At 55.7% G+C, this 21,962-nt stretch carries 21 protein-coding genes; 5 read left to right on the top strand and 16 right to left on the bottom strand.

From position 1 onward, the window contains the following. Nucleotides 1-17: 17 nt before the first annotated feature. From RYZ27_RS14205 to RYZ27_RS14190, 4 genes are read right to left on the bottom strand one after another with little or no spacing between them, the layout of a single operon-like run. Entirely contained in the window at nucleotides 18-218 is a 201-nt protein-coding gene (locus tag RYZ27_RS14205; RefSeq protein ID WP_406680184.1) for a Flp family type IVb pilin, read from the bottom strand. After that, nucleotides 181-621: an 8-oxo-dGTP diphosphatase MutT gene (gene mutT, locus RYZ27_RS14200; RefSeq protein WP_406680183.1), complete on the bottom strand. Its 441-nt coding sequence runs from the start codon at nucleotides 619-621 to the stop codon at nucleotides 181-183. The genes RYZ27_RS14205 and mutT overlap by 38 nt, the downstream gene beginning before the upstream one ends. Next, nucleotides 618-1,868 carry a bifunctional glutamate N-acetyltransferase/amino-acid acetyltransferase ArgJ gene (gene argJ / locus RYZ27_RS14195; RefSeq protein ID WP_406680182.1) on the bottom strand — a complete coding sequence of 417 codons (1,251 nt, stop codon included), beginning with the start codon at nucleotides 1,866-1,868 and terminating at the stop codon, nucleotides 618-620. Before argJ ends, mutT begins: the two co-directional genes overlap by 4 nt. Further along, on the bottom strand, nucleotides 1,865-2,749 hold the full coding sequence (locus RYZ27_RS14190; protein WP_406680181.1) for a peptidylprolyl isomerase: 885 nt from the start codon (nucleotides 2,747-2,749) through the stop codon (nucleotides 1,865-1,867). The genes argJ and RYZ27_RS14190 overlap by 4 nt, the downstream gene beginning before the upstream one ends. Nucleotides 2,750-2,941: 192 nt before the next feature. Between RYZ27_RS14190 and secA the strand changes: the two genes are divergently transcribed. Further along, nucleotides 2,942-5,704 carry a preprotein translocase subunit SecA gene (gene secA / locus RYZ27_RS14185; protein WP_406680180.1) on the top strand — a complete coding sequence of 921 codons (2,763 nt, stop codon included), beginning with the start codon at nucleotides 2,942-2,944 and terminating at the stop codon, nucleotides 5,702-5,704. Nucleotides 5,705-5,785: 81 nt separating this feature from the next. Here the strand turns inward: secA and RYZ27_RS14180 are convergent, their stop codons facing one another. Then, nucleotides 5,786-6,472 (bottom strand): response regulator transcription factor, encoded by a 687-nt coding sequence (locus RYZ27_RS14180; RefSeq protein WP_406680179.1) that lies wholly within the window; start codon nucleotides 6,470-6,472, stop codon nucleotides 5,786-5,788. Nucleotides 6,473-6,570: 98 nt separating this feature from the next. On the opposite strand from RYZ27_RS14180, the gene RYZ27_RS14175 reads away from it, so the two are divergent. Beyond that, the gene (locus RYZ27_RS14175) at nucleotides 6,571-7,083 is read left to right on the top strand and encodes a L,D-transpeptidase (protein ID WP_406680178.1); all 513 of its coding nucleotides are present in this window, start codon (nucleotides 6,571-6,573) and stop codon (nucleotides 7,081-7,083) included. Here the strand turns inward: RYZ27_RS14175 and RYZ27_RS14170 are convergent. From RYZ27_RS14170 to RYZ27_RS14160, 3 genes are all read right to left on the bottom strand, one after another. Next, nucleotides 7,080-8,864, bottom strand: coding sequence for an ABC-F family ATP-binding cassette domain-containing protein (locus RYZ27_RS14170; RefSeq protein WP_406681789.1), 1,785 nt, complete (start codon nucleotides 8,862-8,864; stop codon nucleotides 7,080-7,082). The two genes, RYZ27_RS14175 and RYZ27_RS14170, sit on opposite strands and share 4 nt — an antisense overlap. A 33-nt stretch (nucleotides 8,865-8,897) precedes the next feature. Continuing rightward, a complete protein-coding gene (locus RYZ27_RS14165) occupies nucleotides 8,898-9,728 on the bottom strand; it encodes an ABC transporter permease (protein WP_406680177.1) in 831 nt (276 codons plus the stop codon). A 153-nt stretch (nucleotides 9,729-9,881) separates the two neighbouring features. Continuing rightward, complete coding sequence (locus RYZ27_RS14160; protein ID WP_406680176.1) at nucleotides 9,882-10,187, bottom strand: hypothetical protein; 306 nt, start codon at nucleotides 10,185-10,187, stop codon at nucleotides 9,882-9,884. A gap of 289 nt (nucleotides 10,188-10,476) precedes the next feature. On the opposite strand from RYZ27_RS14160, the gene RYZ27_RS14155 reads away from it, so the two are divergent. Beyond that, nucleotides 10,477-11,001, top strand: coding sequence for a GcrA family cell cycle regulator (locus RYZ27_RS14155; RefSeq protein ID WP_406680175.1), 525 nt, complete (start codon nucleotides 10,477-10,479; stop codon nucleotides 10,999-11,001). 3 nt (nucleotides 11,002-11,004) lie between these two features. On the opposite strand, the gene RYZ27_RS14150 is transcribed toward RYZ27_RS14155, so the two are convergent. The 6 genes from RYZ27_RS14150 to RYZ27_RS14125 all read right to left on the bottom strand — a co-directional run bounded on the left by RYZ27_RS14150 (nucleotide 11,005) and on the right by RYZ27_RS14125 (nucleotide 16,845). Continuing rightward, a complete protein-coding gene (locus RYZ27_RS14150) occupies nucleotides 11,005-12,753 on the bottom strand; it encodes a cation:proton antiporter (RefSeq protein WP_406680174.1) in 1,749 nt (582 codons plus the stop codon). Between the two features lie 136 nt (nucleotides 12,754-12,889). Beyond that, the gene (locus tag RYZ27_RS14145; protein WP_406680173.1) at nucleotides 12,890-13,582 is read right to left on the bottom strand and encodes a TorF family putative porin; all 693 of its coding nucleotides are present in this window, start codon (nucleotides 13,580-13,582) and stop codon (nucleotides 12,890-12,892) included. 172 nt (nucleotides 13,583-13,754) lie between these two features. Continuing rightward, nucleotides 13,755-14,573 carry an SDR family NAD(P)-dependent oxidoreductase gene (locus RYZ27_RS14140; RefSeq protein WP_406680172.1) on the bottom strand — a complete coding sequence of 273 codons (819 nt, stop codon included), beginning with the start codon at nucleotides 14,571-14,573 and terminating at the stop codon, nucleotides 13,755-13,757. A 62-nt stretch (nucleotides 14,574-14,635) separates the two neighbouring features. Continuing rightward, entirely contained in the window at nucleotides 14,636-15,100 is a 465-nt protein-coding gene (locus RYZ27_RS14135) for a 23S rRNA (pseudouridine(1915)-N(3))-methyltransferase RlmH (protein WP_406680171.1), read from the bottom strand. Between the two features lie 6 nt (nucleotides 15,101-15,106). After that, entirely contained in the window at nucleotides 15,107-15,427 is a 321-nt protein-coding gene (gene rsfS, locus RYZ27_RS14130) for a ribosome silencing factor (RefSeq protein WP_406681788.1), read from the bottom strand. Between the two features lie 182 nt (nucleotides 15,428-15,609). Next, nucleotides 15,610-16,845 (bottom strand): MFS transporter, encoded by a 1,236-nt coding sequence (locus RYZ27_RS14125; protein WP_406680170.1) that lies wholly within the window; start codon nucleotides 16,843-16,845, stop codon nucleotides 15,610-15,612. Between the two features lie 112 nt (nucleotides 16,846-16,957). Between RYZ27_RS14125 and RYZ27_RS14120 the strand changes: the two genes are divergently transcribed. Both RYZ27_RS14120 and RYZ27_RS14115 read left to right on the top strand, forming a co-directional pair. After that, nucleotides 16,958-19,303, top strand: a complete 2,346-nt coding sequence (locus RYZ27_RS14120) for an ATP-dependent helicase (RefSeq protein WP_406680169.1) — start codon at nucleotides 16,958-16,960, stop codon at nucleotides 19,301-19,303. A gap of 124 nt (nucleotides 19,304-19,427) precedes the next feature. After that, nucleotides 19,428-20,408, top strand: coding sequence for a sodium-dependent bicarbonate transport family permease (locus RYZ27_RS14115; RefSeq protein WP_406680168.1), 981 nt, complete (start codon nucleotides 19,428-19,430; stop codon nucleotides 20,406-20,408). Between the two features lie 118 nt (nucleotides 20,409-20,526). Here RYZ27_RS14115 and RYZ27_RS14110 read toward each other — a convergent pair whose 3' ends face one another. Next, entirely contained in the window at nucleotides 20,527-21,120 is a 594-nt protein-coding gene (locus RYZ27_RS14110; protein ID WP_406680167.1) for a hypothetical protein, read from the bottom strand. 71 nt (nucleotides 21,121-21,191) lie between these two features. Continuing rightward, complete coding sequence (locus tag RYZ27_RS14105) at nucleotides 21,192-21,923, bottom strand: glycosyltransferase family 2 protein (protein WP_406680166.1); 732 nt, start codon at nucleotides 21,921-21,923, stop codon at nucleotides 21,192-21,194. Nucleotides 21,924-21,962 lie beyond the last annotated feature (39 nt).

Genomic DNA, 21,962 nt, shown 5'->3' with positions numbered 1-21,962 from the left:
CGCGACGCCGCGTTAGCTTAGGATCTTGCGTCCTGCATGGCCCCTGAGACCTCATCAGCTACGCCGTCCCAGTTATCCTTAGTAGAAGAGCCTGTCGCCGCAATCGCACCAAGGATAGCTAAAGTCATCAACGCCATGATCAGCCCATACTCAATTGCCGTTGCCCCAGATTCATCCGCTTCAAAGGCAGTCCCTAGCTTTTTCAGACGTTTCAGCATGGTGCTTCCGTGCGATCAGTTCGTTAAAGATCGGGATGTCCGCAGCCGGCGCGGGATAGTCATGCAGGCGGTCAATATTGACCCATTCCAAGACTTGTCCTTCAATCGACCTCAGTTCACCCCTCCATTCTTTCAGGCCAAAAAGTGGCATTAAAAGGTGAAAATCCTCGTAAGAATGACTGACAAATGTGATCGATTGGAAGTCTTCTGGTTTACAGACGATGCCCAATTCTTCATTTAATTCACGCGCCAGAGCGATTTCCGGCGTTTCTCCGGCTTCTATTTTGCCGCCGGGAAACTCCCAGAGCCCCGCCATAGATTTCCCTTCGGGACGTTGCGCCAGCAAAACCTCGCCGCGCTCATTGAACAGCGCGGCAGCGACCACCAGAACCAGCTTGGTCATGTCCGATAGGCTCCGTTAATGTCGACATAGGCATGGGTCAGATCGCAGGTGTAGATGGTCGCATAACCCGCGCCAACGCCAACACGGATGCGAATCTCAATTTCAGGCTGCGCGCAAACTGCGCTTGCAGCGGCTTCATCATAGCTCTCTGCGCGTCCCCCTCGCTCAGCGACAAGCACATCGCCAAACCAGACCGTCAGATCGGTTTGGTCCAGAGGGAGGCCGGACTTGCCTAGCGCCATGATGACCCGACCCCAATTGGCATCACCCGCCGCCAAAGCCGTTTTCACCAAAGGCGAATTGGCCACATCGCTAGCCAACTGTCTGGCGACATCGCGATGGCTGGCGCCCTCGACCCTGATCGTTACGAACTTACTCGCGCCCTCCCCATCCTTGACGATTTGTAGAGCGAGGTTGAGACAAAGGTCGCTCAAGGCCGCGATAAACGGGATCAACCGCTCATCGGTCCGATCCGTAATCATCGGCGCGCCAGACGCACCCGTCGCAAACACCATCACCGTATCAGAGGTTGAGGTATCGCTATCGACCGTAATCGCGTTAAAGCTGTTATTGACGGCTTCGCGCAGCACCTGATCAAGAACGGGTGATGCAATCGCAGCATCAGTAAAGATGTAGGCCAACATCGTCGCCATGTTCGGCGCGATCATGCCAGAGCCCTTGGCAATACCCGCCAACTGAACCGGCATACCATCAATCTCACACGACTCTGCGCCACCTTTTGGATAGGTGTCTGTCGTCATGAAAGCTTTGGCGCAGGCCAACCAATCCGGAGCAGCAAGACGGGCAGCCATGTCTGGCACTATGGACCCAACATAATTCGGATCAGGCAAAGGCTCCCCGATCACGCCCGTTGCAGCGAGAAAGCATTGCTCTTTAGGACTCGATAAAGCCTGCACCATCGCGGCAAGCGTATGGTCATTCTTTTCGCTCCCCTTAGGCCCAGTAAAAGCGTTTGAGTTGCCGGAATTCACGACCAGCCCACGCGCCGCGCCATGCCCAGCTTCCAATGCTTCCCGGCACCAGAGCACATCAGCGGAAGCGGTGCTGGACCGGGTAAACACCCCGGCACAGCTTGTCCCTTCTGGAAAGGCAAACAGAAAAACATCATCCCGTTCCAAACCGCGACCCGCATAGAAGCCTCGAGAAGCCGTAGCCGCCTGCACACCTTTGACTGCGGGCAAGTCAGGAAATTGGCTGGGCGCGAAAGGAGATGGTTTCAAGTTCATTGGGCTGGCTCTTCTGCCGGGGTTTCAGGGGCCTCAAGCGGCGCTGTTGCAAGACCGCGTTGCTGAATGTTTGCGTCTGCACGTAAATCGCGCAGGATTTCACTGATCTCTGTAAAGGTCAGGAATGTGATAATCTCTGGACGCATCTCTTCCTTGGTTTTTGGGGGCCGGGTGCGGCGCTCATCGATTTTGATAACATGCCAGCCCTGCTCAGATTCAAATGGCCCGCCCAGACTGCCCGTCTCTGTATCACCAATCTCAGTCGGGAATGGCTCAATCATCTCATTTGGCGCGACCCAGCCGAACGACCCGCCATCCAGACGCGTGCGGATATCATCCGAACGATCAAAGGCAAGCTGAGTAAAGTCCGCGCCACCTTCCAATAAACCAAGCACTTCATTGGCCTCGTCCTCTGTTTCCAGAAGGATGTGGCGCAAGCGCACTTCATCATCGAGTTGCTGCAAGCGCACCTGTTCCGCGTACATCGCATCAATGGCACTATCCGTGACTTCATTGGCGACGAGGTTCTCAACGAGAATATTCCCTAATATCCGCTCGCGCGCCGCTTCAAGCCGTCGACGGGCCGGGGTGCTCTGATCAAGCCCGCGGCGAAGCGCTTCCTGAGAAAGCAGGCGTTGGTCAATCAACTCATCAAGCACCTGCTGGAAGTCTGGATGTTCAGGCCCAAAAGCCTCACCCGGTTCAATCTTACCTTGAGCCGCCGCCTCAAGTTCAACATCGCTAATGTAGATCGGTTCGCTATTCACCAAAGCTGCGGTGGCGGCATCAACCTGGCGCGCACTGGAGAGCGTGCTCTGCTGCTGGTCGCAGGCGCTGAGCACAAAAGGGGCCATTATGGCGGCGAAAATGAATGACTTCATGGCCGTTGACTGCATCTGATCAGGTCCCTTGCGACATTGGATTGATTGACACGCTTTCTAGCCGTTCTTAAGTCCAACCCAGAGTGCGGTCGAGAGGCGAGTTGCCAATACCGTCAATACACACGCCCCGTTCATGTTTTTCGTTTATGGGGCGACATGATAGAAGACAGATTGAGTGGTTAATCTATTCCCATGCTAAATCTCGCCCAGAAAATTTTTGGTTCGGCAAATGATCGCCTGCTCAAGCCAATGCGCCGCCGCGTCAACAAGATTAACGCCCTGGAGCCGCAGATCGAAGCGCTCTCAGACGAAGCGCTTAAAGGCAAAACCGCTGAATTCAGACGCCGCCTAAGTGAAGGCGCAACCCTCGACAGTCTTCTGGAAGAAGCCTTTGCGGTTGTTCGCGAGGCCTCGAAACGCGCCCTGGGCATGCGCCACTTTGATGTGCAGATGATTGGCGGGATGATCCTGCATAATGGCGCAATCGCCGAAATGCGCACCGGTGAAGGTAAGACTCTGGTCGCAACCTTGCCAGTTTATCTCAACGCCCTTGCCGGCGAAGGCGTGCACGTCGTTACCGTAAACGACTATCTTGCCTCACGCGACGCTGAGTGGATGGGCCAACTTTATGGCTTCCTCGGCATGAGCACTGGTGTGATCGTTCAGGGCCTGAAGGATGAAGAGCGCCGCGCCGCCTACGCCTGTGACATCACATACGGCACCAATAACGAATACGGCTTCGACTATCTGCGCGATAATATGAAGTACTCACTGGACCAAATGGTCCAGCGTAGCCACGCCTATGCGATTGTTGACGAGGTGGATTCCATCCTGATCGACGAAGCGCGAACACCGCTGATTATTTCTGGCCCAACCGATGATCGATCTGAGCTTTACCGCACAATCGACAAGTTAATCCCACTCCTCAATGATGAAGAGCATATCGACCTTGATGAGAAGATGAAATCTGTCGTCTTCACCGAAGAAGGTCTGGAAATGATGGAAGACCTTCTGGCCAAGGAAGGGTTGATGGAAGGCTCCCTTTGGGACCCGGCCAATGTCACCATCGTGCACCACTCCAACCAAGCCCTGAAAGCTCACAAGCTCTTCCACCGCGATAAGGATTATATCGTCAAAGACGAGCAGGTGATGCTGATCGATGAGTTCACAGGCCGCATGATGGATGGCCGTCGCCTATCAGAGGGTCTGCATCAGGCAATCGAAGCGAAAGAGAATGTCGATATCAAGCCAGAGAACCAGACGCTGGCGTCGATCACATTCCAGAACTATTTCCGTCTTTACGAAAAACTCGGCGGCATGACCGGTACAGCGATGACCGAAGCTGGCGAGTTTGATGACATCTACAAACTGCAAACCTTTGAGCTGCCGACCAACCGCCCGATCCAGCGGATTGACGATGATGATGTGGTCTACCGTCTCGCCTCTGCGAAATATAAAGAGATTGTCGAGGAAGTGCGCGCCGCACGGACCAAGGGCCAGCCTGTCCTGCTCGGAACCGCATCGATTGAGAAATCCGAGATTGTCTCAACCTATCTGACCGCCGCGAAAATTCCACACAAAGTGCTGAACGCCCGTCACCATGAACAGGAAGCTCAGATCGTTGCCAATGCGGGTGTCCCAGGTGCGATTACCGTTGCGACCAATATGGCGGGCCGCGGAACCGACATTCAGCTGGGTGGTAATCTCGATATGCGCCTGGAAGAGGCGGTTGAAGCCCACAAGGCCAAGACAGGCAAAGAGCCGACTGAAGGCGAATTGGCCGTCATGCGCGATCAGATCAAGGCTGAGATCGAGGCCGCCAAGAAGAAAGCCCTGGCTGCCGGTGGTCTCTATGTTCTTGGCACTGAACGTCACGAGAGCCGCCGAATTGATAACCAGCTACGTGGCCGGACAGGCCGGCAGGGGGACCCGGGTCGCTCCAAGTTCTTCATTTCGGTTGAAGATGACCTGATGCGCGTCTTCGCCGCCGAACGCCTGAACTCGATCATGAAGGGCCTCGGCATCAAGGAAGACGAGGGAATCACGCACCCCTGGATGAACAAGGCGATCGAGACCTCTCAGAAGAAGATCGAACAACGCAACTTCGAGATCCGTAAGAACGTCCTGCAATATGATGATGTAATCAATGATCAGCGCAAGGTGATCTTTGAACAGCGCAAAGACTTCATGCATGCCGCCAGCGTCCTCGACGAGATTGAGGAAATGCGCGAGCAGGTGATCGAAGATATGGTTGACCTGCACATGCCGGAAAAAGCCTATGCTGAGCAGTGGGACGTGACCGGTATGACCGAAAAGGTCCGCGAGATGCTGGGTCTTGAGCTGCCACTCGCGGATTGGGCTGGCGAAGAAGGTGTGGCCAATGCCGAGATTGCTGAACGCGTCAGGGAAGCCGCTAATGCCGCCTACGAGGCCAAGGTTTCCAAGAGCGGGCCGGATGCCTTCCGCTATGTCGAAAAGCAGATCCTGCTTCAGGTCATGGATGGCCGCTGGCGCCAGCACCTGCAACAGATTGACCAGCTCCGCTCGGTGATTCACCTGCGTTCATACGGTCAGCGCAACCCACTGAACGAGTTCAAGGAAGAAGCCTTCAAACTGTTCTATGACATGCTGGCTGATCTGCGCAGTGAGGTAACTCGCTGGCTCATGAACGCGGACATTCAGCCGCCGCAACCACAAGCCGTTCCAGCCAGTACACCCCAGCAACCCGCAGCCCCTGCCCCACAGATGTTTGAGACCAGCCTTGATCCGGACACGGGCAAGAATGAGCGTGATAACACACCTCAGGAAATCGCTGAGCAGGCGCCACATTCTATGGTCGCACAGGCGGAAGAGAGCTGGGCAAACACACCGCGTAACGCACCCTGCCCATGCGGCTCCGGCAAAAAGTACAAGCATTGTCACGGCTCGCTCGCCGCCTCTGGCCAGAAGGTCTAGGCAAGCAGCTTAAGATAAAAAAGAAACCGCCTCTCTGAACGATCAGGGAGGCGGTTTCTTTTTGACTGCTTTCCTGAAGCGCTAGTGCGCGAGGCGGTAACCGCCTGCTTCGGTCATCAACAAACGCGCAACGCTTGGGTCCGGCTCAATCTTCTGGCGCAGGCGATAGATGTGGGTTTCCAGCGTATGCGTAGTCACCGCTGCATTATAGCCCCAGACCTCTGACAGCAGTTCATCGCGGGCTACGGACTTACCGCCTGCGCGATAGAGATACTTCAGGATATTGGTCTCTTTTTCCGTTAGCCGGATTTTCTTATCATCCGATGTCAGCAGCAGTTTCTGGCTTGGGCGGAACGTGTATGGGCCAATATCGAACGTTGCATCTTCACTTTGTTCAAAGCTGCGAAGATGCGCACGCACCCGCGCCAACAAGACGGCAAATTTGAATGGCTTGGTGACATAGTCATTCGCGCCACTGTCGAGGCCCAGAATTGTATCGGCATCGCCATCCTGCGCGGTCAGCATAATGATTGGCACGCTGACATCCTTTGAGCGCATCAGTTTGCAGGCTTCGCGGCCATCCATGTCCGGCATATCAACATCAAGCAGAATGATATCGACCCGTTCAGTCGTCGCGAGCTTCACGCCTTGCGTCGCATTCTCGGCCTGCAGGATCGAAAAGCCATCATACAGCTCGAACTGCTCAGCCAGCGCTTCGCGCAACTCATTGTCATCATCCACCAAGAGAACTGTTTTCGCTGCGGCCATCTGTGTCTCCCAAAATTCCTGTGGCCTGACTTAGAGACAAGGCCTTGGTAAATCATTACACACGTTATCAGACAAAATCACAAACAGGAGAGCACAGCGTGACTGCATCCTTCTTTACAGCAACAGCGCGCGGGAAGTTTTCAGGAGAAGGACTCACCTGCCGCTGCGCGCTGGGCAAGGGCGGGATTGTCGGTGCGAACCTGAAACGGGAAGGCGATGGCGCGACCCCGCTTGGCACATGGGCGATGAAACGCGTCTTTTATCGCCCGGATCGCCTCGTGCGACCGAAAACGGGCCTGCCTGTTGTGCCTCTGCGTGAAACCGATGGCTGGTGCGATGCGCCAGATCATGCCCTGTACAACCGCCCCGTCACCCTGCCCTTTGCCGCGAGCCATGAGACGCTCTGGCGCGAGGATCATGTCTATGACCTGATTGTTGAGCTTGGCCACAATGATAACCCGCCCGTGCCGGGGCTTGGCAGCGCCATCTTCTTCCATCTCGCCCATGAAGATTATCGGCCCACCGAGGGCTGTATCGCGATTGCGCGAGAAGACATGCTGACCGCCCTCGCCCTCAGCGCACCTGGCAGCGCAATCGAGGTGAGTTTTTAGGATGCGCCCAGAGCCTCTTTCTTTTCTTCGATTTCCATCCAGTCCATTTCAGCCTGCTCGAGGTCTTCGCGGGCTTTTTCCAGGGCTGCATTGATCTGGTTAAAGGCTTCCGGATCCCTGGTGAAAAGGTTTGGATCAGCGAGTTTGCTTTCGAGCGCTTCAATTTCGCCGCTTAGCCGCGGCATGGCTTCTTCGACTTCTTTGAGGCGGTGCTGGTCCTTAAAGGAAAGCTTGGTCTGTTTCTTGGGTGCAGATTGGGGCTTTGTAGCCGCTTTAGGCTTATCTGTAGCTTTAGCCGCCTGCCCTTTTACGCCCGGGATTTGCATTTGAGCGTCACTCCAACCGCCCGCGGTTTCGATCCACTTGCCATCCCCAAGTGGGGCCAGGCAGGAGGTGACCGTCGCATCAAGAAAGGCCCGGTCGTGGCTGACCAGAATAAGCGTTCCCTCGAAATTGAGCAGCATGTCTTCGAGCAGCTCAAGCGTCTGCATGTCGAGATCATTGGTCGGCTCATCGAGGATCAGGAGGTCCGTCGCTTTGGCGAGCGCAATCGCAAGCGTGAGGCGGTTCCGCTCTCCACCCGACAAGGCACCGACCGGCTGGCGCAATTGTTCCGGCTTGAACAGGAAGTCCTTGGCGTAAGCAGCGACATGGCGCTGTTTGCCTTGAACCGTGATGCTGTCACCGCCAAGCGGGGCAAGCGCTTCCCACAACGTATCTGTCGGTTTCAGAGTATCGCGGGTCTGGTCGAGGTAGGTCACGGTGAGGGATGGGTTGAGCTTCACATTTCCCGCATCACGCGGAATTTGATCCAGCATCAGTTTGAGGAGGGTCGTTTTGCCCACCCCATTCGGGCCGATCAAGCCAATCCGGTCGCCCCGCAGAATGCGAAGGGATAAATCCTCAACAATCTTCAAACCCCCAAAGGATTTGGAAAGACCATAGACCTCCAGAACCTTGCGGGACTGATTGCTGCCCGTTTCAACGGACATATCCGCTTTGGCCTGCCCGGCTTTTAGAACAGATTTCGCTTCTGATTGTTCGGCACGCATGGCCTGCAGCTTGCGCAGACGTCCCATATTGCGCGCCCGTCGCCCCGTTACGCCGCGCGCCAGCCAGCGGTTTTCCGCTTTCATCTGGGTTTTCAGCTTATCGAGATGTTTCAGCTCAGCGGCCTCAACCTCTTCGGCCCAGCTATCGAAATGGGCAAACCCCCGCGGGCTTTTGCGCACGATACCATCACGCAGCCAGAGCGTATTGGTGGTGATATTCTCCATGAAGCGGCGGTCGTGACTGACGAGCAGGACCGCACCCCGGAAGCCGCGCAAGCGCTCTTCCAAAGTCTCAATCATGGGAACATCAAGGTGGTTGGTCGGCTCGTCCAATAGCAGGACATCAGGGTCTTGCGCAAAAGCTTTGGCGAGGGCCGCACGTCGCGCCTGCCCGCCGGAAAGCGTTTTCGGATCAGCCGTTGGGTCAACGCCGAAATGCCCCAGCTCTGCCTCAGCCCGCCAGAGCTCTTCTGTACCATCCCCGGCATAATCGAGAACAGTCTCATAGGCGGTCAGGTCCGGTTCCTGTTCAACCGTTGTCACCACCGTGCCCGGATGGATCCATAGCTCGCCACTATCGGGCTCAAACCGCCCTGTGATCAGGCGCATCAGAGTTGATTTTCCGGCACCATTGCGTCCAACCAGAGCTGCGCGCTCGCCTTTGGCAAGGGTAAAGGTTACCCCCTCAAACAGCGGCTTGCCCCCAAAGGCGAGCCGGACATCTGTCATGGTCAGAATTGGAAGCTCAGCCACCGTTTGCTCTTAGGCTTTAAGCTTGTAGCCAGATTTCAGCATCCACCATACACCGAAGCTCGCTGCAAAAGCCGAACCTGCACTGACTGCTGCGCCAAGCATAAGGTCAGAGTTTGCTGCATCGACAAAGCCGTAGCGGAAGCCATCAATCAGGAAGAAGATCGGGTCAAAATGAGCAAGAGTCTGGAACGGCTCAACCAGAACGTTGATGTCGTAAAACGTGCCCGACAAGAAGGTTAGCGGTACAATTACGAAGTTTGTTACAGCGGCCAGATGGTCGAACTTGTCCGCCCAGATCCCGCCCATTGCGCCAAGCGCCGCAAGGAAGATTGCTGCCATCAAGGCGAACCAGATGATTGGCCCCCAATGCGCAACGCTCAAATCCGCGAGGCCGCTAAAGTGAATCGCCACAGCGCTGATCACACCCACCATAACCCCGCGTGTGACAGCGCCAAAGATAAAGCCAATCGTCAGCTCCAATGGCGATAGAGGTGGCATCAGGAAGTCCACCTGACTGCCCTGAACCTTGGCGATGGTCAGGGATGAAGACGAGTTCTGGAACGCGTTCTGCAGAACGCTCATCACAACCAGACCCGGTGCCAAGAAATCATTATAGTTGAGGCCAGCGAAATCCCCGGTCAGCTCGCCACGATTGCCAAAAGCCAGCTTAAACACGGTCATAAACAAGAGCGTCGTAACAACCGGAGCAAACAAGGTCTGCATCCAGACTTTCAGGAACCGCCCGACCTCGCGCTTATAGAGTGTCCAGAGCCCAAGCCAGTTAATCGCGCCATAAGTGCGTGGTTTGGGAGGTGTACGATGTTCGGGGGCGGTCGGCATAGTATGTGTGTCTGACATAGCGCTGCATGTAATCAGGCTTGGAGCATTTGGCGATACCCAATCTCTAAACCCTGCATATATGGCTTATCAAAGCGCTTACAAAAAAGCGCCCGCTACACTGGCGGGCGCTTCTCCGAACGGGAATTTCGGCGTTTAGCTGGAACGCTCTTTTTTCTTCTCACCGCTCTTTTTGGATTTCGATTTCTTCATAGCGGCCTCGAACTCCGCCATAGAAATCTGGGCGTCGTCACCTGCGTATTTAGCAAACTTCTTAGACGCTTTTTCGGCTGTGTATTTCCCATCAGCCGTTTTATAGGCGACATACTCAGCTTCTGTGATTGCACCATCAGCATTGGCGTCAATCTTGTTAAAGTAGTCAGCTGGTGAACCAGCATTTGCGACTGCGAAAGCACCGGCTGAAACAAAACCAACAAGTGCGGCTGTAAATTTGATTTTCATTGAAGTGTCCTCCTTGGAGACTAATTCAACGCCCCCTGAATAGAGCGTGCTACACCCGTAACGCGTTAACATGTTACATGTGTAGTTACAGATTGGTAATACTGTTACTCAACACCGCTCAAAGTTATCCACAGGTGACACAATATCTTGTGTGTCGCGAATCACCTGTGGAGAAGTACTTAACCGTATATTGCGGTGTCATTTCGCTTCTGATACAAAATCTAGTATCGGCGGAAGACGAGAGGTTGTCCGCAGATCAACATTTAGGGGTAAGAAGGAGGCGGGGCAAATGGCCTGGACAGAAGACCGTGTAGAAGTGCTCAAAAAACTATGGGCGGAGGGGCATTCCGCCAGCCAGATCGCCAAGGAACTCGGCGGTGTGACCCGCAATGCTGTGATCGGCAAAGTCCATCGTCTCGGCCTTTCTGGTCGCGCAACACCATCTCGCCCCGTTAAACGCCCCCCTCGCCTAGCCCGGCCAAAGCCGCGCCTGCAGCCCGATGGCAGCGTCACCATGCCGAAGACCGTCGTGGCGGAAGATGACAAGGCCGTCAAAACCGCTGAGAAGGCGGCAATGGTTGCCTTGCCTCCACAGCCCCTGTCCGATGGCGAAGCCGCAACTATTCTGACCCTGCGCGATAGCATGTGTAAGTGGCCAATCGGTGACCCGGCCGATCCAAAGTTTGCCTTCTGTGGCCGCAAATCAACGTGCGGCCCATACTGCGCCGAGCACGCGAAAGTGGCTTTCCAGCCAACCAAGAAGCGCGAAAAGCGCAAAGCGGACTATGACTATGTTCGCAAGATTGCCGGTTAAAGACTAAGCGGCTTCCTGCTGCTTAACCACAACCAGTTCAACAATATCAGCGGAGCGGTCGGCAATGTCGTATCGCTCCGCAACCGTTTTGAGCCAATTGGATATCTCGGCTTCCGCCACTGAAAGATGGCGCAGCAGATCGACGGCCATTTCGATCCCCGCTGGCGTTGTCGTTGACGTCCAAGCCCGGAAGCCCAATTCACGAAAACGATCGCGTTCCGCGACCTGTGGCAAGCTGGCAAAGCGCGCCGTGTTGGGGAAATCACGCTGCACGGTTGGCGTCAGGTCCTTGGCGATCTGATAATTTGGTGCGCCCACAACCACGGCCGTCGCATTATTTCCGGCAATTGCGGTAAACAGGTTGAGATTAGCCGGATTGCCAAACATCACCTCATAGCCATCAGCCGCGGCAGCGACAAAGCGATCCGGGTCATTATCAATGGCGACAAACTCGATGCCTGTATCGCGCAGCGCATCCGCAGCTAGGCGCCCTTCATCCGTCATACCAAACACGACAATCTTGCCACCTTCGTCCGGGTTGGTCTCGGGCGCAGCTGTCGCTGTATCTTTGCGCTGAACCAGTTTGCGCGCGATTTTCATGCCCAAATCAGCCCAAACCGGCGCAATCGCGAGAGACAAGGCCACCGACGCGACCAGAACCGTTTCAAATACCGGAGGCACAATATTGGTTGTCGCGACCAGGATCGATAGCACAACGAGCGTGAATTCAGACCCCTGCGCGAGCAGGAAACCAATCTGACTTGAACGCGGCAATGTGTGCCCATTCAGCAGGCTGGCAGTAGCGCCAAGTGCCGTTTTGAGCAGCAAAATTCCGACTGCTGTTGCAATGACGAGCGGCCAATTGGCGAGCATGGCCGGGACATCCAGCATCAAGCCTACAGACATGAAGAAGAAGGAGAGTAACAGGCCTCGGAATGGCCCGGTCTCGGTCTGAATCTGGTGGCGGAAAGCCGTGCCCGATACCGCCAGACCAGCAAGAAAGGCACCCAGCGTTAAAGACAGCCCCAGCGCATAGGTCCCGGCAGCCGCGCCAAGAACCAGGAAGAGAGTAGCCGCTGTAAACGCTTCCTGATTTCGGGTTGAGGCCAGCAAGCGCAAAAATGGACTCATCAAGTAACGCCCAGCCAGAATGGCCGCCGTGAAAGCGATGAATGCATAACCCGCGGCCACAGCCATGGTCATCATCAGATTGCCACCCTCACTGCCGAGAGAAGCCGCAAAGATAAGCAGGAAGATCGCGACAATATCCTGAAAGATCAGGACATGGATGGCTGATTTGCCCACCGGGCAGGAATTAATCCCCTTGTCAGAGATCACCCGCGACACCACAGCTGTCGATGACAGAGCCAGCGATATCCCAATGGCAATCGCAGCAGGCCAGCTTAACCCCAGAAGCCCCAGAATAATTGTGAAGGGCACTGCCGAGAGCACCATATGCGCAGGCGCAAGCCCGATCATATCGCGCCCACTCTCGCGCATCTCTCGCGCCGAGATATGCATGCCAATATCAAACAGAAGGAACACAACCCCGAGCTCGGCGAGCAAATGGGTTGTCGCGTTTTCTTCAACCACGCCAAATGCATAAGGCCCAATCAGGACACCCGCCGCCAGATACCCCACAATCGGGCTTAGCTTTAGCGCCTTGGACGCAATTGCCGATGCACCACCCACACCAAGCAGCACCATTGCCGGCGTCAATGCTTCAATCACGGTCATTCCACCATCAGCCATGCGCTACTCCTCTTCCTCAGCCGATTATATTGGCCTGTTTCGCAAATAGAAAAGGCCGCTGCTCCAAAGGGAGAGCAGCGGCCAGTCAGACCCGCCCAGACAGGAGGGCGCGGGCGGGATCTCTTAAAAGGCCATGCTAGCCAAAGGATTTTGTCACACTGAAGACAATGCGTTCCTCGCTGCCATCAACTTCGGCACCACCTGGACCCTCAATGTCTGTGTCCCAGTAACGCAGGTCAAAATCGAGCCCGGCAGCAGAGTAAGTGCCACCAACAGACCAGTTCACATAATCATCGCCGCCATCGAAGCTATAGCTACCCAAAGACACGTCAGCGCCGAAACTATCGTTAAAGGCATAACCTGCTGTACCCTCAACGTAAGTGTTCTCATTGTCAGGATCGAAGTAAACATAGCCGCCGACTTCAAGAGCCTCGGTCAGGCCAAAACCAAGTCCGCCATAGACCTCATAAAAGTCGAGATCCTCACCGTCAGCGTCCGGATAGAAGTAAGCAATAACACCCACATCCCAGGTCAGGCCGCTTTCAAGCGTATCGCTAAAGCCCCCATAAACATCCCACTCAAATGTCGCATCTGACCCAGGCCCGAAGTCAACATTGGCTGCCCATGTGCCGAGGTAGAAATACTCATTGGCATAATCAACGCCACCCCAGATCGCCAAGTCTTCATCACTTTGCGATACCCCACGCCAGACATATTCCGAGGCGATACCAATATTCGCGCTATACTCGCCTTCCGCCATCACAGTTGGGGTTGTAAATGCACCAGCCATTGCTGCCAGAACCAAAGCTCTTGAAACTATTTTGCCCATCAGTCCGCTCCTTCCAAACGATTGAACTTGATGGATGCAAAGGAGCCGTTCGCCTCATATTTAGCCAATTAGAGACGCGGAAGAGCAGGTTTTTTTGCGCCGCAGCACGATAATCGAGCAAATTGATGCAAATTCGCCCGGAATGAAGTCGCGTCCAGAAAAGATATACCCTTTACCGCGCTGCGAGCGGCGCATATCCAAGGTGCATACCGGCATCGACAAGCAGGGTTTCCCCCGTCACGTGCCGCGAGGCATCCGTCAGGAAGAAAATGGCTGAAGCCGCGATATCCTCAGGACCGCTTGCTACATTCAAAGGCACGGACTTGGCCACGCCCTCTTCGAGGCGGGCATAACTGGCTTCATCCATCTCATCCTTGAACCAGCGGGTTCCAATAAAACCTGGACAAACAGCATTCACACGGATCGCGGGCGCAAGGGCTCGCGCAAGAGAGAGGGTCATTGTGTTGAGCGCGCCCTTGGTTGCCGCATAGGCCACCGAAGACCCAATCCCGGTCACCCCGGCAATCGAGGAGACGTTCAAAACAGCGCTCGCTCGCCCCGTCGTCTCATAGGCTTTGACCAGAAGGGGTTTACACGCCTGCATCAGCAGGAAAGGACCAGCAACGTTTACCGCATAGGTATCGAGGAAATCCTCGCGGGATAGCGCATCAAGGTCGGAGTGGTCGCGTGCATGGCGAGTGATCCCGGCATTATTGACAACAATATCCAGATGCCCCCAATGCCCTGCGGCCTCAGCCAGCTTGGCGCACCCTTCATCGGTGGAAACATCCGCCGCAACTAACTGCGTCTGCGCGCCCAGCTCATTACAGAGCCGCACGGTCTCCTCGGCATCGGCAATAGAACGCGTACAATTGACGATCACATCTGCCCCGCGCTCTGCCAGCATGACCGCAATGGATCGTCCAAGCCCTGTCGCCGATCCGGTTACCAACGCCTTGCGCCCCGCAAGATCCTTTACAGTTTCAGCCATGCAATCCTCCATATCTTTTCAAGATGGAGTGCCCGCACAGGCGCACGCGGTCAATGGCAAGATTAAGCTTTGTGGTAAGGTGTCCCAGCCAGAAGACTGGCAGCCCGATATAGCTGCTCGCAAATCATCACACGCACCAGACGATGCGGCCAGGTCTGTGGCCCGAGTGCCAAAGTTTCAGGATAGGCCGCGCGAATAGCATCACTATAGCCTTCAGCGCCGCCGATCAGAAAGCAAAGGTGCGGCAAGCCCGAATCTCGCCGTTTGGCGAGATCTTTGGAGAGCGCTTTGGATGTGAGCTGCGGCCCAAACTCATCAAGCCGGATAACCGCAGTGCCTGCTGGCACTTTAGCCGCAATCCGCTCCCCTTCGGCATCAAGCCCCCCGCCGCTCGCAACCTCGATCAGTTTAAAGGATCGAAAACCCAGGCCTGCGCCCGTCTTGGCGAAGCGGTCGGCATAGTCATCAGCCAGCTCTTTTTCCGGCCCGCGCTTCAGCTTGCCGACGGTGATCAGGCTTACATGCATGAAAAACTAGTGACGCGGCTCGCGATGTCCGGAGCTGTCATCGCCCCAAATCTTCTCAAGATTATAGAATGCGCGCACTTCAGGGCGGAACAGGTGGACGATGATGTCCCCCAGATCAATCAGAACCCAGTCTGCGTTTGGCAGGCCCTCAAGCTTCGGTGATTGGCCCGTGCGATCCTTGACCTTTTGCGCCAGGTGATCAGCCAGCGCGCCGACATGACGCCCAGACCGACCCGATGCGATAATCATCACATCAGCGATCGAGGATTTTTCGGTAAGGTCAATGACAGTCAGATCTTCTGCTTTGTCATCTTCGAGCGAAGCAATGAGCGTATCGGAAAGGGCGCGAATATCTTCGATAGAAACGGATTGCGCCTTGTTTGGCTCTGTTATTTGGGCGGGCAGGGTTTAGGCTCCACGAGTTGCTTACAAACTTGGCGTTAACACATGTCGGCCCGGCACTAAAGAGGGGTTTCCCTTAACTCTTGCAGAAGTTGCGCAGATGCCACTTAAGCAGGTTTGTCAGGATCAACGCCAGACTGAATGTCCTGCACCTTGCGCAGCTCCGGGAACATCGCTGCCCAGAGCGCGGTAACCCCGATGGCGAGATAGCCACCTGCAACCACAGTGAAGACCGTGCCCCAGCGCGCGGCCATGAAACCCGCCCGCGCTTCGCCAATCTGGTTCGAGGCCCCGATGAAGATGGAGTTTACAGCATTCACCCGTCCGCGCACCTCATCCGGGGTCCAAAGCTGCATGAGCGTCTCGCGAACATAGACCGAGATCATATCGAAGGCGCCAATCAGCACGAGCGCCAAGACGGACAACCAGACAATCTCTGAATAGCCGAACACAATATGCATCAACCCGAACAGGGCGGTGAAGACAAACAGGATCAAGCCGGCATGGCGTTTGATCTCAACACTGGTGATGACAAAGATCATAAGAACCGCGCCCACACTCGGCGCTGCGCGCAATACACCATAGCCCGCCTCGCCAATTTGCAGAATGTCCTTGGCATAAACCGGCAACAAAGCCACCGCCCCGCCAAGCAGGACGGCAAATAAGTCCAGCGAGATCGCGCCGAGTACAATCTTGGTCTTCCAGATATATTTGAAACCACCAAGCAGGGTCGCCAGATCCGTTTTGGTGGCCCCGCGAGCCTGTTCCGGCTTTGGAATGGTGAAAATCAGAACAGCGGTAGAGAGCGAAATGAAGGCCGCGAACCCATAAGAAAGATTTAGCGCGACTGCCGACAGGACACCGCCGAGCGATGGCCCAAGGATGGTTGCCACCTGCCATGAAGAAGCATTCCAACTCACCGCATTGGGAAAATCCTCACGCGGCACAAGGTTGACCACAAGTGAGTTTGCCGCTGGCGCATAAAAAGCCCGGGCAATACCGGTCACAGTGACGACGCCAAGAACCAGTATAACATTGAACTGCCCCAGCGCCGTGATCAGTAACAGGGCAAGCGCACAGGCCATTTGCAGGAAAATAGAGAGGCCCATAATGACCCGGCGTCCAAATCGATCAGCGGCCAGGCCCGTCACCAGAACCAGAAGCAGAGAAGGCAGGAATTGCACGAGCCCTATCCAACCAAGATAGAGCGGATTTCCTGTCTCGGCATAGACCTGCCAGGCCACAGTGACCGCAATCACATTTCCCGCCAGCGAGCCCCCGAACCGCGCGAAGAAATATCGGCGATACGAAAAATGCTGGAATGCGGCGAAGCGGTTGGCCATTTCGCTGGAAGCCCTCTCCTGTCTGGAAGAAAGCGGCTTATAGAGCTTTCAATCAGAATGGAAGGCATACCGCCCCTGCCAATTGTCATACGTTCCCGCTATATTCACGGGTATGACGAATCCGAATCGCCTCTCAATCAGTGAAATGGCTGCTGCGCGTGCGCCCACAGCGACATCTGAAGCCGACTATCTGGAGGGTCTGAACCCTGAGCAGCGCGATGCGGTCTTGACCACGGAAGGCCCGCTTCTGGTGCTGGCCGGGGCGGGAACGGGTAAGACGCGCGTACTTACGACACGGCTTGCGCACATCATTGCCTCTGGCCTTGCTTATCCGAGCCAGACCCTGACTGTGACTTTTACCAATAAAGCCGCGCGGGAGATGCGCGAACGCGCCTTGAAGTTAACAGGCGAGGCCGGGGAAGGTCTGCGCTGGCTTGGCACATTTCACTCCATCAGCGCGCAAATCCTGCGGCGACATGCCGAACTAGCGGGCCTGAAATCCAGTTTCACGATTATCGACACCGATGATCAGGTTCGCCTTTGCAAGCAGATCATCGAGGCGGAGAATATTGATCCCAAACGCTGGACCCCGCGCTTTCTGGCAGGCTTGATTGATGGCTGGAAAAACCGGGCGCTTTTGCCTGATAAAGTGCCGGGCGATGAGGCCTATCAGTTTGCCGATGGCAAAGGCATCAAGTGTTATGAGATTTACCAGTCCCGCCTGAAAGTCCTGAATGCCTGTGATTTTGGGGATCTTCTGATCCATAATATCACAATCTTCCAGAAGAACCCGGACCTGCTCGCCGACTTTCACAGGAAATTCAAATACATCCTCGTCGACGAGTATCAGGATACCAATGTCGCCCAATATCTATGGCTGCGCCTGCTTGCCCAAAATAATGGGAAAGAGGGCAGTTCCAATATTTGCTGCGTTGGGGATGATGACCAATCCATCTATGGCTGGCGCGGGGCGGAAGTGGACAACATTCTGCGCTTTGAGAAGGATTTTCCCGGCGCAAAGACCGTGCGGCTGGAACGCAATTATCGCTCGACAGAGCCAATCCTCGCCTGCGCCTCTTCCGTCATCGCCAATAATAAAGGCCGCCTCGGCAAGACGCTGTTTGTTGGGGGTGACTGGGCAGGTGATCCGGACGCCAAGAAGGTTCAGGTCCGCGGCCTGTGGGATGGCGAAGCTGAAGCCCGTATGGTCTGTGATGAGATTGAAGCTTACGTCGGCAAGGGCGGTAAACGCTCCTACGAGGATTGCGCCATTCTGGTCCGCGCCTCATGGCAGATGCGCCTGTTTGAAGAGCGGCTGATCATTCTGGGCATTCCCTATCGCGTGATTGGCGGCCCGCGTTTCTTCGAACGTGCCGAAATCCGCGATGCGATGGCCTATCTGCGCCTGATCCGATCGACCGATGATGACCTCGCCTTTGAGCGCGTTGTTAACCAGCCCAAGCGCGGGGTCGGCAATACGACCCTGCAAAAGCTGCAACGCTATGCCCGTGATGATGGCCGCAGCCTGTTCACGCTGACCCCGATGGTCTTGCAAACCGATGAGATTAAAGGCCCCGGCAAACGCGGGCTGACCGCCTTTATCGACCAGATCAATCTCTGGCGTGATCGCCACAATAACGGCATGAAGCATACTGAGCTGGCGCAGGTCATTCTCGATGAGAGCGGCTATACCGACATGCTGCAAAAGGATCGCTCACCGCAGGCGCAGACCCGGCTCGACAACCTGAAAGAGCTGATCAATGCGATGGATGCCTTCGACAGCCTCGCTGCGTTTCTGGAACATGTTGAACTGGTCATGGATGTCGGGGGCGGGGCCAATGGCGATGAAGTCCAGATCCTGACCCTTCACGGGGCAAAGGGCCTCGAATGGCCGCTCGTCTTCCTACCCGGCTGGGAGGAAGAGGTCTTCCCATCTCGCCGCAGCCTTGATGAGAGCGGCATGAAAGGCCTCGAGGAAGAGCGCCGCCTTGCCTATGTCGGGATCACGCGAGCGCGCGAAGAATGCCGGATAAGCTTTGTCGCCAATCGCCAGATTTTTGGCCGTTGGCAATCGGTATTGCCGAGCCGCTTTGTCGATGAGCTACCGTATGAGCATGTCGAGGCGGAGGCCGAAACCGGTTATTCCAGCCTGCCCGGCAGCGAGGATGGCTTTACCGGCAGCGTTCAGGACCTCGGCGAGCGGTCAAGCTATACCTCACCGGGCTGGAAACGCCTGAAAGAGAATGCCGGGCGCTATGACAGCGGCCCCGTCATTGAAGGCAAAGCCAAATTGGTCGCCAGCGAAACCGGGCAATCGGGCTTCAAGCTCGGCCAGCGCGTGTTCCACGAAAAATTCGGCTATGGCAAAATCATGGACGCCAATGGCACAAAGCTCAGCGTTGCGTTTGAGAAGGCCGGATTGAAGAAAGTGATCAGCACTTTTGTAACAGCAGTTTAGTGCTATCATAGGCGCCCATTTCGATAGCAAATAACTATCCATTTGATTATATCTAACAATCAGCCCGAGGTTGTAACCGTCCGGATACGTGCTACCTGCTGCGCAAACATAAAGGGCACCATCCATGGACGTTGCAATTTCGACGCTGCTTTCGCCGATTATCCTGTTTTTCCTTCTCGGCATGGTTGCTGCTCTTTTGCGATCCCAGATGAGTGTTCCCGAAGCCTTTGCCAAAGGTCTGGCCATCTATCTGATGATGGCAATTGGCCTGAAAGGCGGCGTCGAGATGGCGAAAAACCCGATCACGCTGGAGATTGGGCTGGTCTTCCTCGCCGGGATCATCCTGTCCTTCATGTTGCCCTTGATCGCCTTCGCGCTCTTACGTGTAACCACCAAGCTTGATCGCGTCGATGCTGCGGCAGTCTCTGCGCATTATGGCTCGATCTCCATCGTAACCTTTGTGGCCGCAACCGAGGCAGTGAAGCTGTCCGGCCTTGATAGTTCGGGCCACCTTGTCGCCGTTGCAGCGCTGATGGAAACCCCGGCAATCATCTCGGCCCTCATCCTATTCATGCGCGGCCGCAAGAAGTCAGACGTTGCCGTTGCTGGCTCTGAACGGGGTGAACTGGTTCGTGAAGTCGCTCTGAACGCCTCTGTGGTCGTGCTGGTCGGCGCGCTACTCATTGGCTGGATTACTGGCGAAGCGGGTATGGCCAAAGTCTCCCCTTTCTTCGTTGATCCGTTCCAGGGCGTGCTCTGTCTCTTCCTGCTGGACATGGGCCTGTCGGCTGGACGCGGTCTACGCAATGGTTGGCGCTCGCTTGGGCCAGGCACCGTTGGCTTTGGCCTCTATATGCCGCTGATCTCCGCGCTGATCACGGCCGGATTCTGTACCGTCCTGCCGATCAATCATGGCGATGCGGCGCTGCTCATCACGCTGGCAGCCTCTGCCTCATACATTGCGGTTCCTGCCGCCATGCGTCTCGCCCTGCCCCAAGCCAAGCCGTCCATCTATCTGACGCTCAGCCTTGGGGTGACGTTCCCGTTCAACGTGATCCTGGGCATTCCGATCTACATCTATCTTGCCGGATTGGTGACAGGTTAGGGGGTAAGACTTAAGGTTCCATCCAACCCGCTTCCTCTGCCCAACCGCCCGCAGAGGTTACCCTTGGGGTGGTTGGGCAGGGGGAGCAGGTGGTCTAAGACAGACGGAAACCTTTCCCCTAACCTGCAAACCCGTCACCAACGCCAAAGTCGCGGCGGGCTGACACGATCGTCACAACAACACCGGCCAGTACGTCCAACAGAGCCATAACGGTAATGATGAAGAAGACCGATGTTGCAAAATTGGAATGCAGCAGGAACAGCATCAGACAGCCAATGAAGACGAGCATGCTGGCAGCGTGATTCATAATGGTCGCGGTGCCTGTACTGGTCGATTTCAGGATTTCCATGAACAGGACGGCAATCGACAGAACCAGAAGCGCATCGCCCTTGGTCATCACCCACTCAATATCGCCGCCAATCATCGGGATCGCAAAGAAACGCTCGCTCAGGATTGCCAGCAAGGGAGAGCCCTTTTCCGTCAGGAAGACACCTTCACCAAGGCCAGGGATCGCAACAGGATCACCCGAAGTGGTGAACGCCATCAGGCAGTAAATCCCAACCGGAATAACAAACAATGGGAAGGCACTTAACAAAAGCCGCATCAGTCGACCCCTTTTTTGCGGGCGCTTACCTCGGTTACGAGCTTCGCGCAGTTTTCTGTCTTCGAGGCGTGCTGCAGCGGCTGCCGGAAAGATCGGACCTGTCGCCATAAACGCCTCCTAACACCCATATGGTTAGCGCTTAAGCGTGACAATGCAAAGACATGGAGTGCGGGAGGGCGCTAAAGCTCGTCGGTGCCACCGGGATTACGGCGACGTTTGATCAGCCACATCACGCCGCGCAGGTCCGAAACCGCCGCCCATAGACGGCCAAAGTTATTGTACTTGGATACCCCGGCCCCACGTTCACGGTGGTTCACATCCATAAACTCAACCGTGTAGCCTTCGGCATTCATCAGCGCCGGCATATAGCGGTGCATATGATCGAAATAGGGTAGAGACAAAAACGCCTCGCGGGTCATCACTTTAATGCCGCAACCGCTATCATCACAGTCATCCTTGAGCAGACGCTTACGGAAATTGTTGGCAAAGCGAGAGCCGAATTTCTTCCATGCGGTGTCCTTGCGACTGGCCCGGCGGCCCATCACCATTTTCAGACCCTCAGGTGCGTCTGCGCGGGTCAGGGCGCGGTAAAGATCAGGCAGGTCTGCGGGATCATTCTGGCCATCGCCATCCAGCGTTCCGATCACGCGGCCGCGCGCATTCTGAATCGCTGTGCGCAGAGCACGCGATTGGCCAGCATTACCACGATGCGAGAGCACGCGCAGCGCCGGGAATTTTTCTTTGAGGCCGACCAAAACGGCGCGCGTATCATCGGTCGAGGCATCGTCCACGATCACCATTTCATAGGACCGGCCATCCAGAGCGGCGGCAATTTCAGTGATCAAGCCCTCGGCATTGCCGGACTCATTGTGCATGGGCACACAGATGGAAAACTCTACAGCGCTGCTCATCGCCGAACCTCTTAAAGCTCACTCCTGCGCTGCCATAAG

The organism is Hyphomonas sp. FCG-A18 (assembly GCF_045287255.1).
GTDB lineage: Bacteria > Pseudomonadota > Alphaproteobacteria > Caulobacterales > Hyphomonadaceae > Henriciella.
This window is presented reverse-complemented; position numbering and strand designations above follow the sequence as displayed.

Coding starts and splice junctions, on each gene's coding strand:
- RYZ27_RS14205 (WP_406680184.1), bottom strand. CDS start 218: ATGCTGAAACGTCTGAAAAAGCTAGGGACTGCCTTTGAAGCGGATGAA.
- mutT (WP_406680183.1), bottom strand. CDS start 621: ATGACCAAGCTGGTTCTGGTGGTCGCTGCCGCGCTGTTCAATGAGCGC.
- argJ (WP_406680182.1), bottom strand. CDS start 1,868: ATGAACTTGAAACCATCTCCTTTCGCGCCCAGCCAATTTCCTGACTTG.
- RYZ27_RS14190 (WP_406680181.1), bottom strand. CDS start 2,749: ATGAAGTCATTCATTTTCGCCGCCATAATGGCCCCTTTTGTGCTCAGC.
- secA (WP_406680180.1), top strand. CDS start 2,942: ATGCTAAATCTCGCCCAGAAAATTTTTGGTTCGGCAAATGATCGCCTG.
- RYZ27_RS14180 (WP_406680179.1), bottom strand. CDS start 6,472: ATGGCCGCAGCGAAAACAGTTCTCTTGGTGGATGATGACAATGAGTTG.
- RYZ27_RS14170 (WP_406681789.1), bottom strand. CDS start 8,864: ATGACAGATGTCCGGCTCGCCTTTGGGGGCAAGCCGCTGTTTGAGGGG.
- RYZ27_RS14165 (WP_406680177.1), bottom strand. CDS start 9,728: ATGCCGACCGCCCCCGAACATCGTACACCTCCCAAACCACGCACTTAT.
- RYZ27_RS14160 (WP_406680176.1), bottom strand. CDS start 10,187: ATGAAAATCAAATTTACAGCCGCACTTGTTGGTTTTGTTTCAGCCGGT.
- RYZ27_RS14155 (WP_406680175.1), top strand. CDS start 10,477: ATGGCCTGGACAGAAGACCGTGTAGAAGTGCTCAAAAAACTATGGGCG.
- RYZ27_RS14150 (WP_406680174.1), bottom strand. CDS start 12,753: ATGGCTGATGGTGGAATGACCGTGATTGAAGCATTGACGCCGGCAATG.
- RYZ27_RS14145 (WP_406680173.1), bottom strand. CDS start 13,582: ATGGGCAAAATAGTTTCAAGAGCTTTGGTTCTGGCAGCAATGGCTGGT.
- RYZ27_RS14140 (WP_406680172.1), bottom strand. CDS start 14,573: ATGGCTGAAACTGTAAAGGATCTTGCGGGGCGCAAGGCGTTGGTAACC.
- RYZ27_RS14135 (WP_406680171.1), bottom strand. CDS start 15,100: ATGCATGTAAGCCTGATCACCGTCGGCAAGCTGAAGCGCGGGCCGGAA.
- RYZ27_RS14125 (WP_406680170.1), bottom strand. CDS start 16,845: ATGGCCAACCGCTTCGCCGCATTCCAGCATTTTTCGTATCGCCGATAT.
- RYZ27_RS14120 (WP_406680169.1), top strand. CDS start 16,958: ATGACGAATCCGAATCGCCTCTCAATCAGTGAAATGGCTGCTGCGCGT.
- RYZ27_RS14115 (WP_406680168.1), top strand. CDS start 19,428: ATGGACGTTGCAATTTCGACGCTGCTTTCGCCGATTATCCTGTTTTTC.
- RYZ27_RS14110 (WP_406680167.1), bottom strand. CDS start 21,120: ATGGCGACAGGTCCGATCTTTCCGGCAGCCGCTGCAGCACGCCTCGAA.
- RYZ27_RS14105 (WP_406680166.1), bottom strand. CDS start 21,923: ATGAGCAGCGCTGTAGAGTTTTCCATCTGTGTGCCCATGCACAATGAG.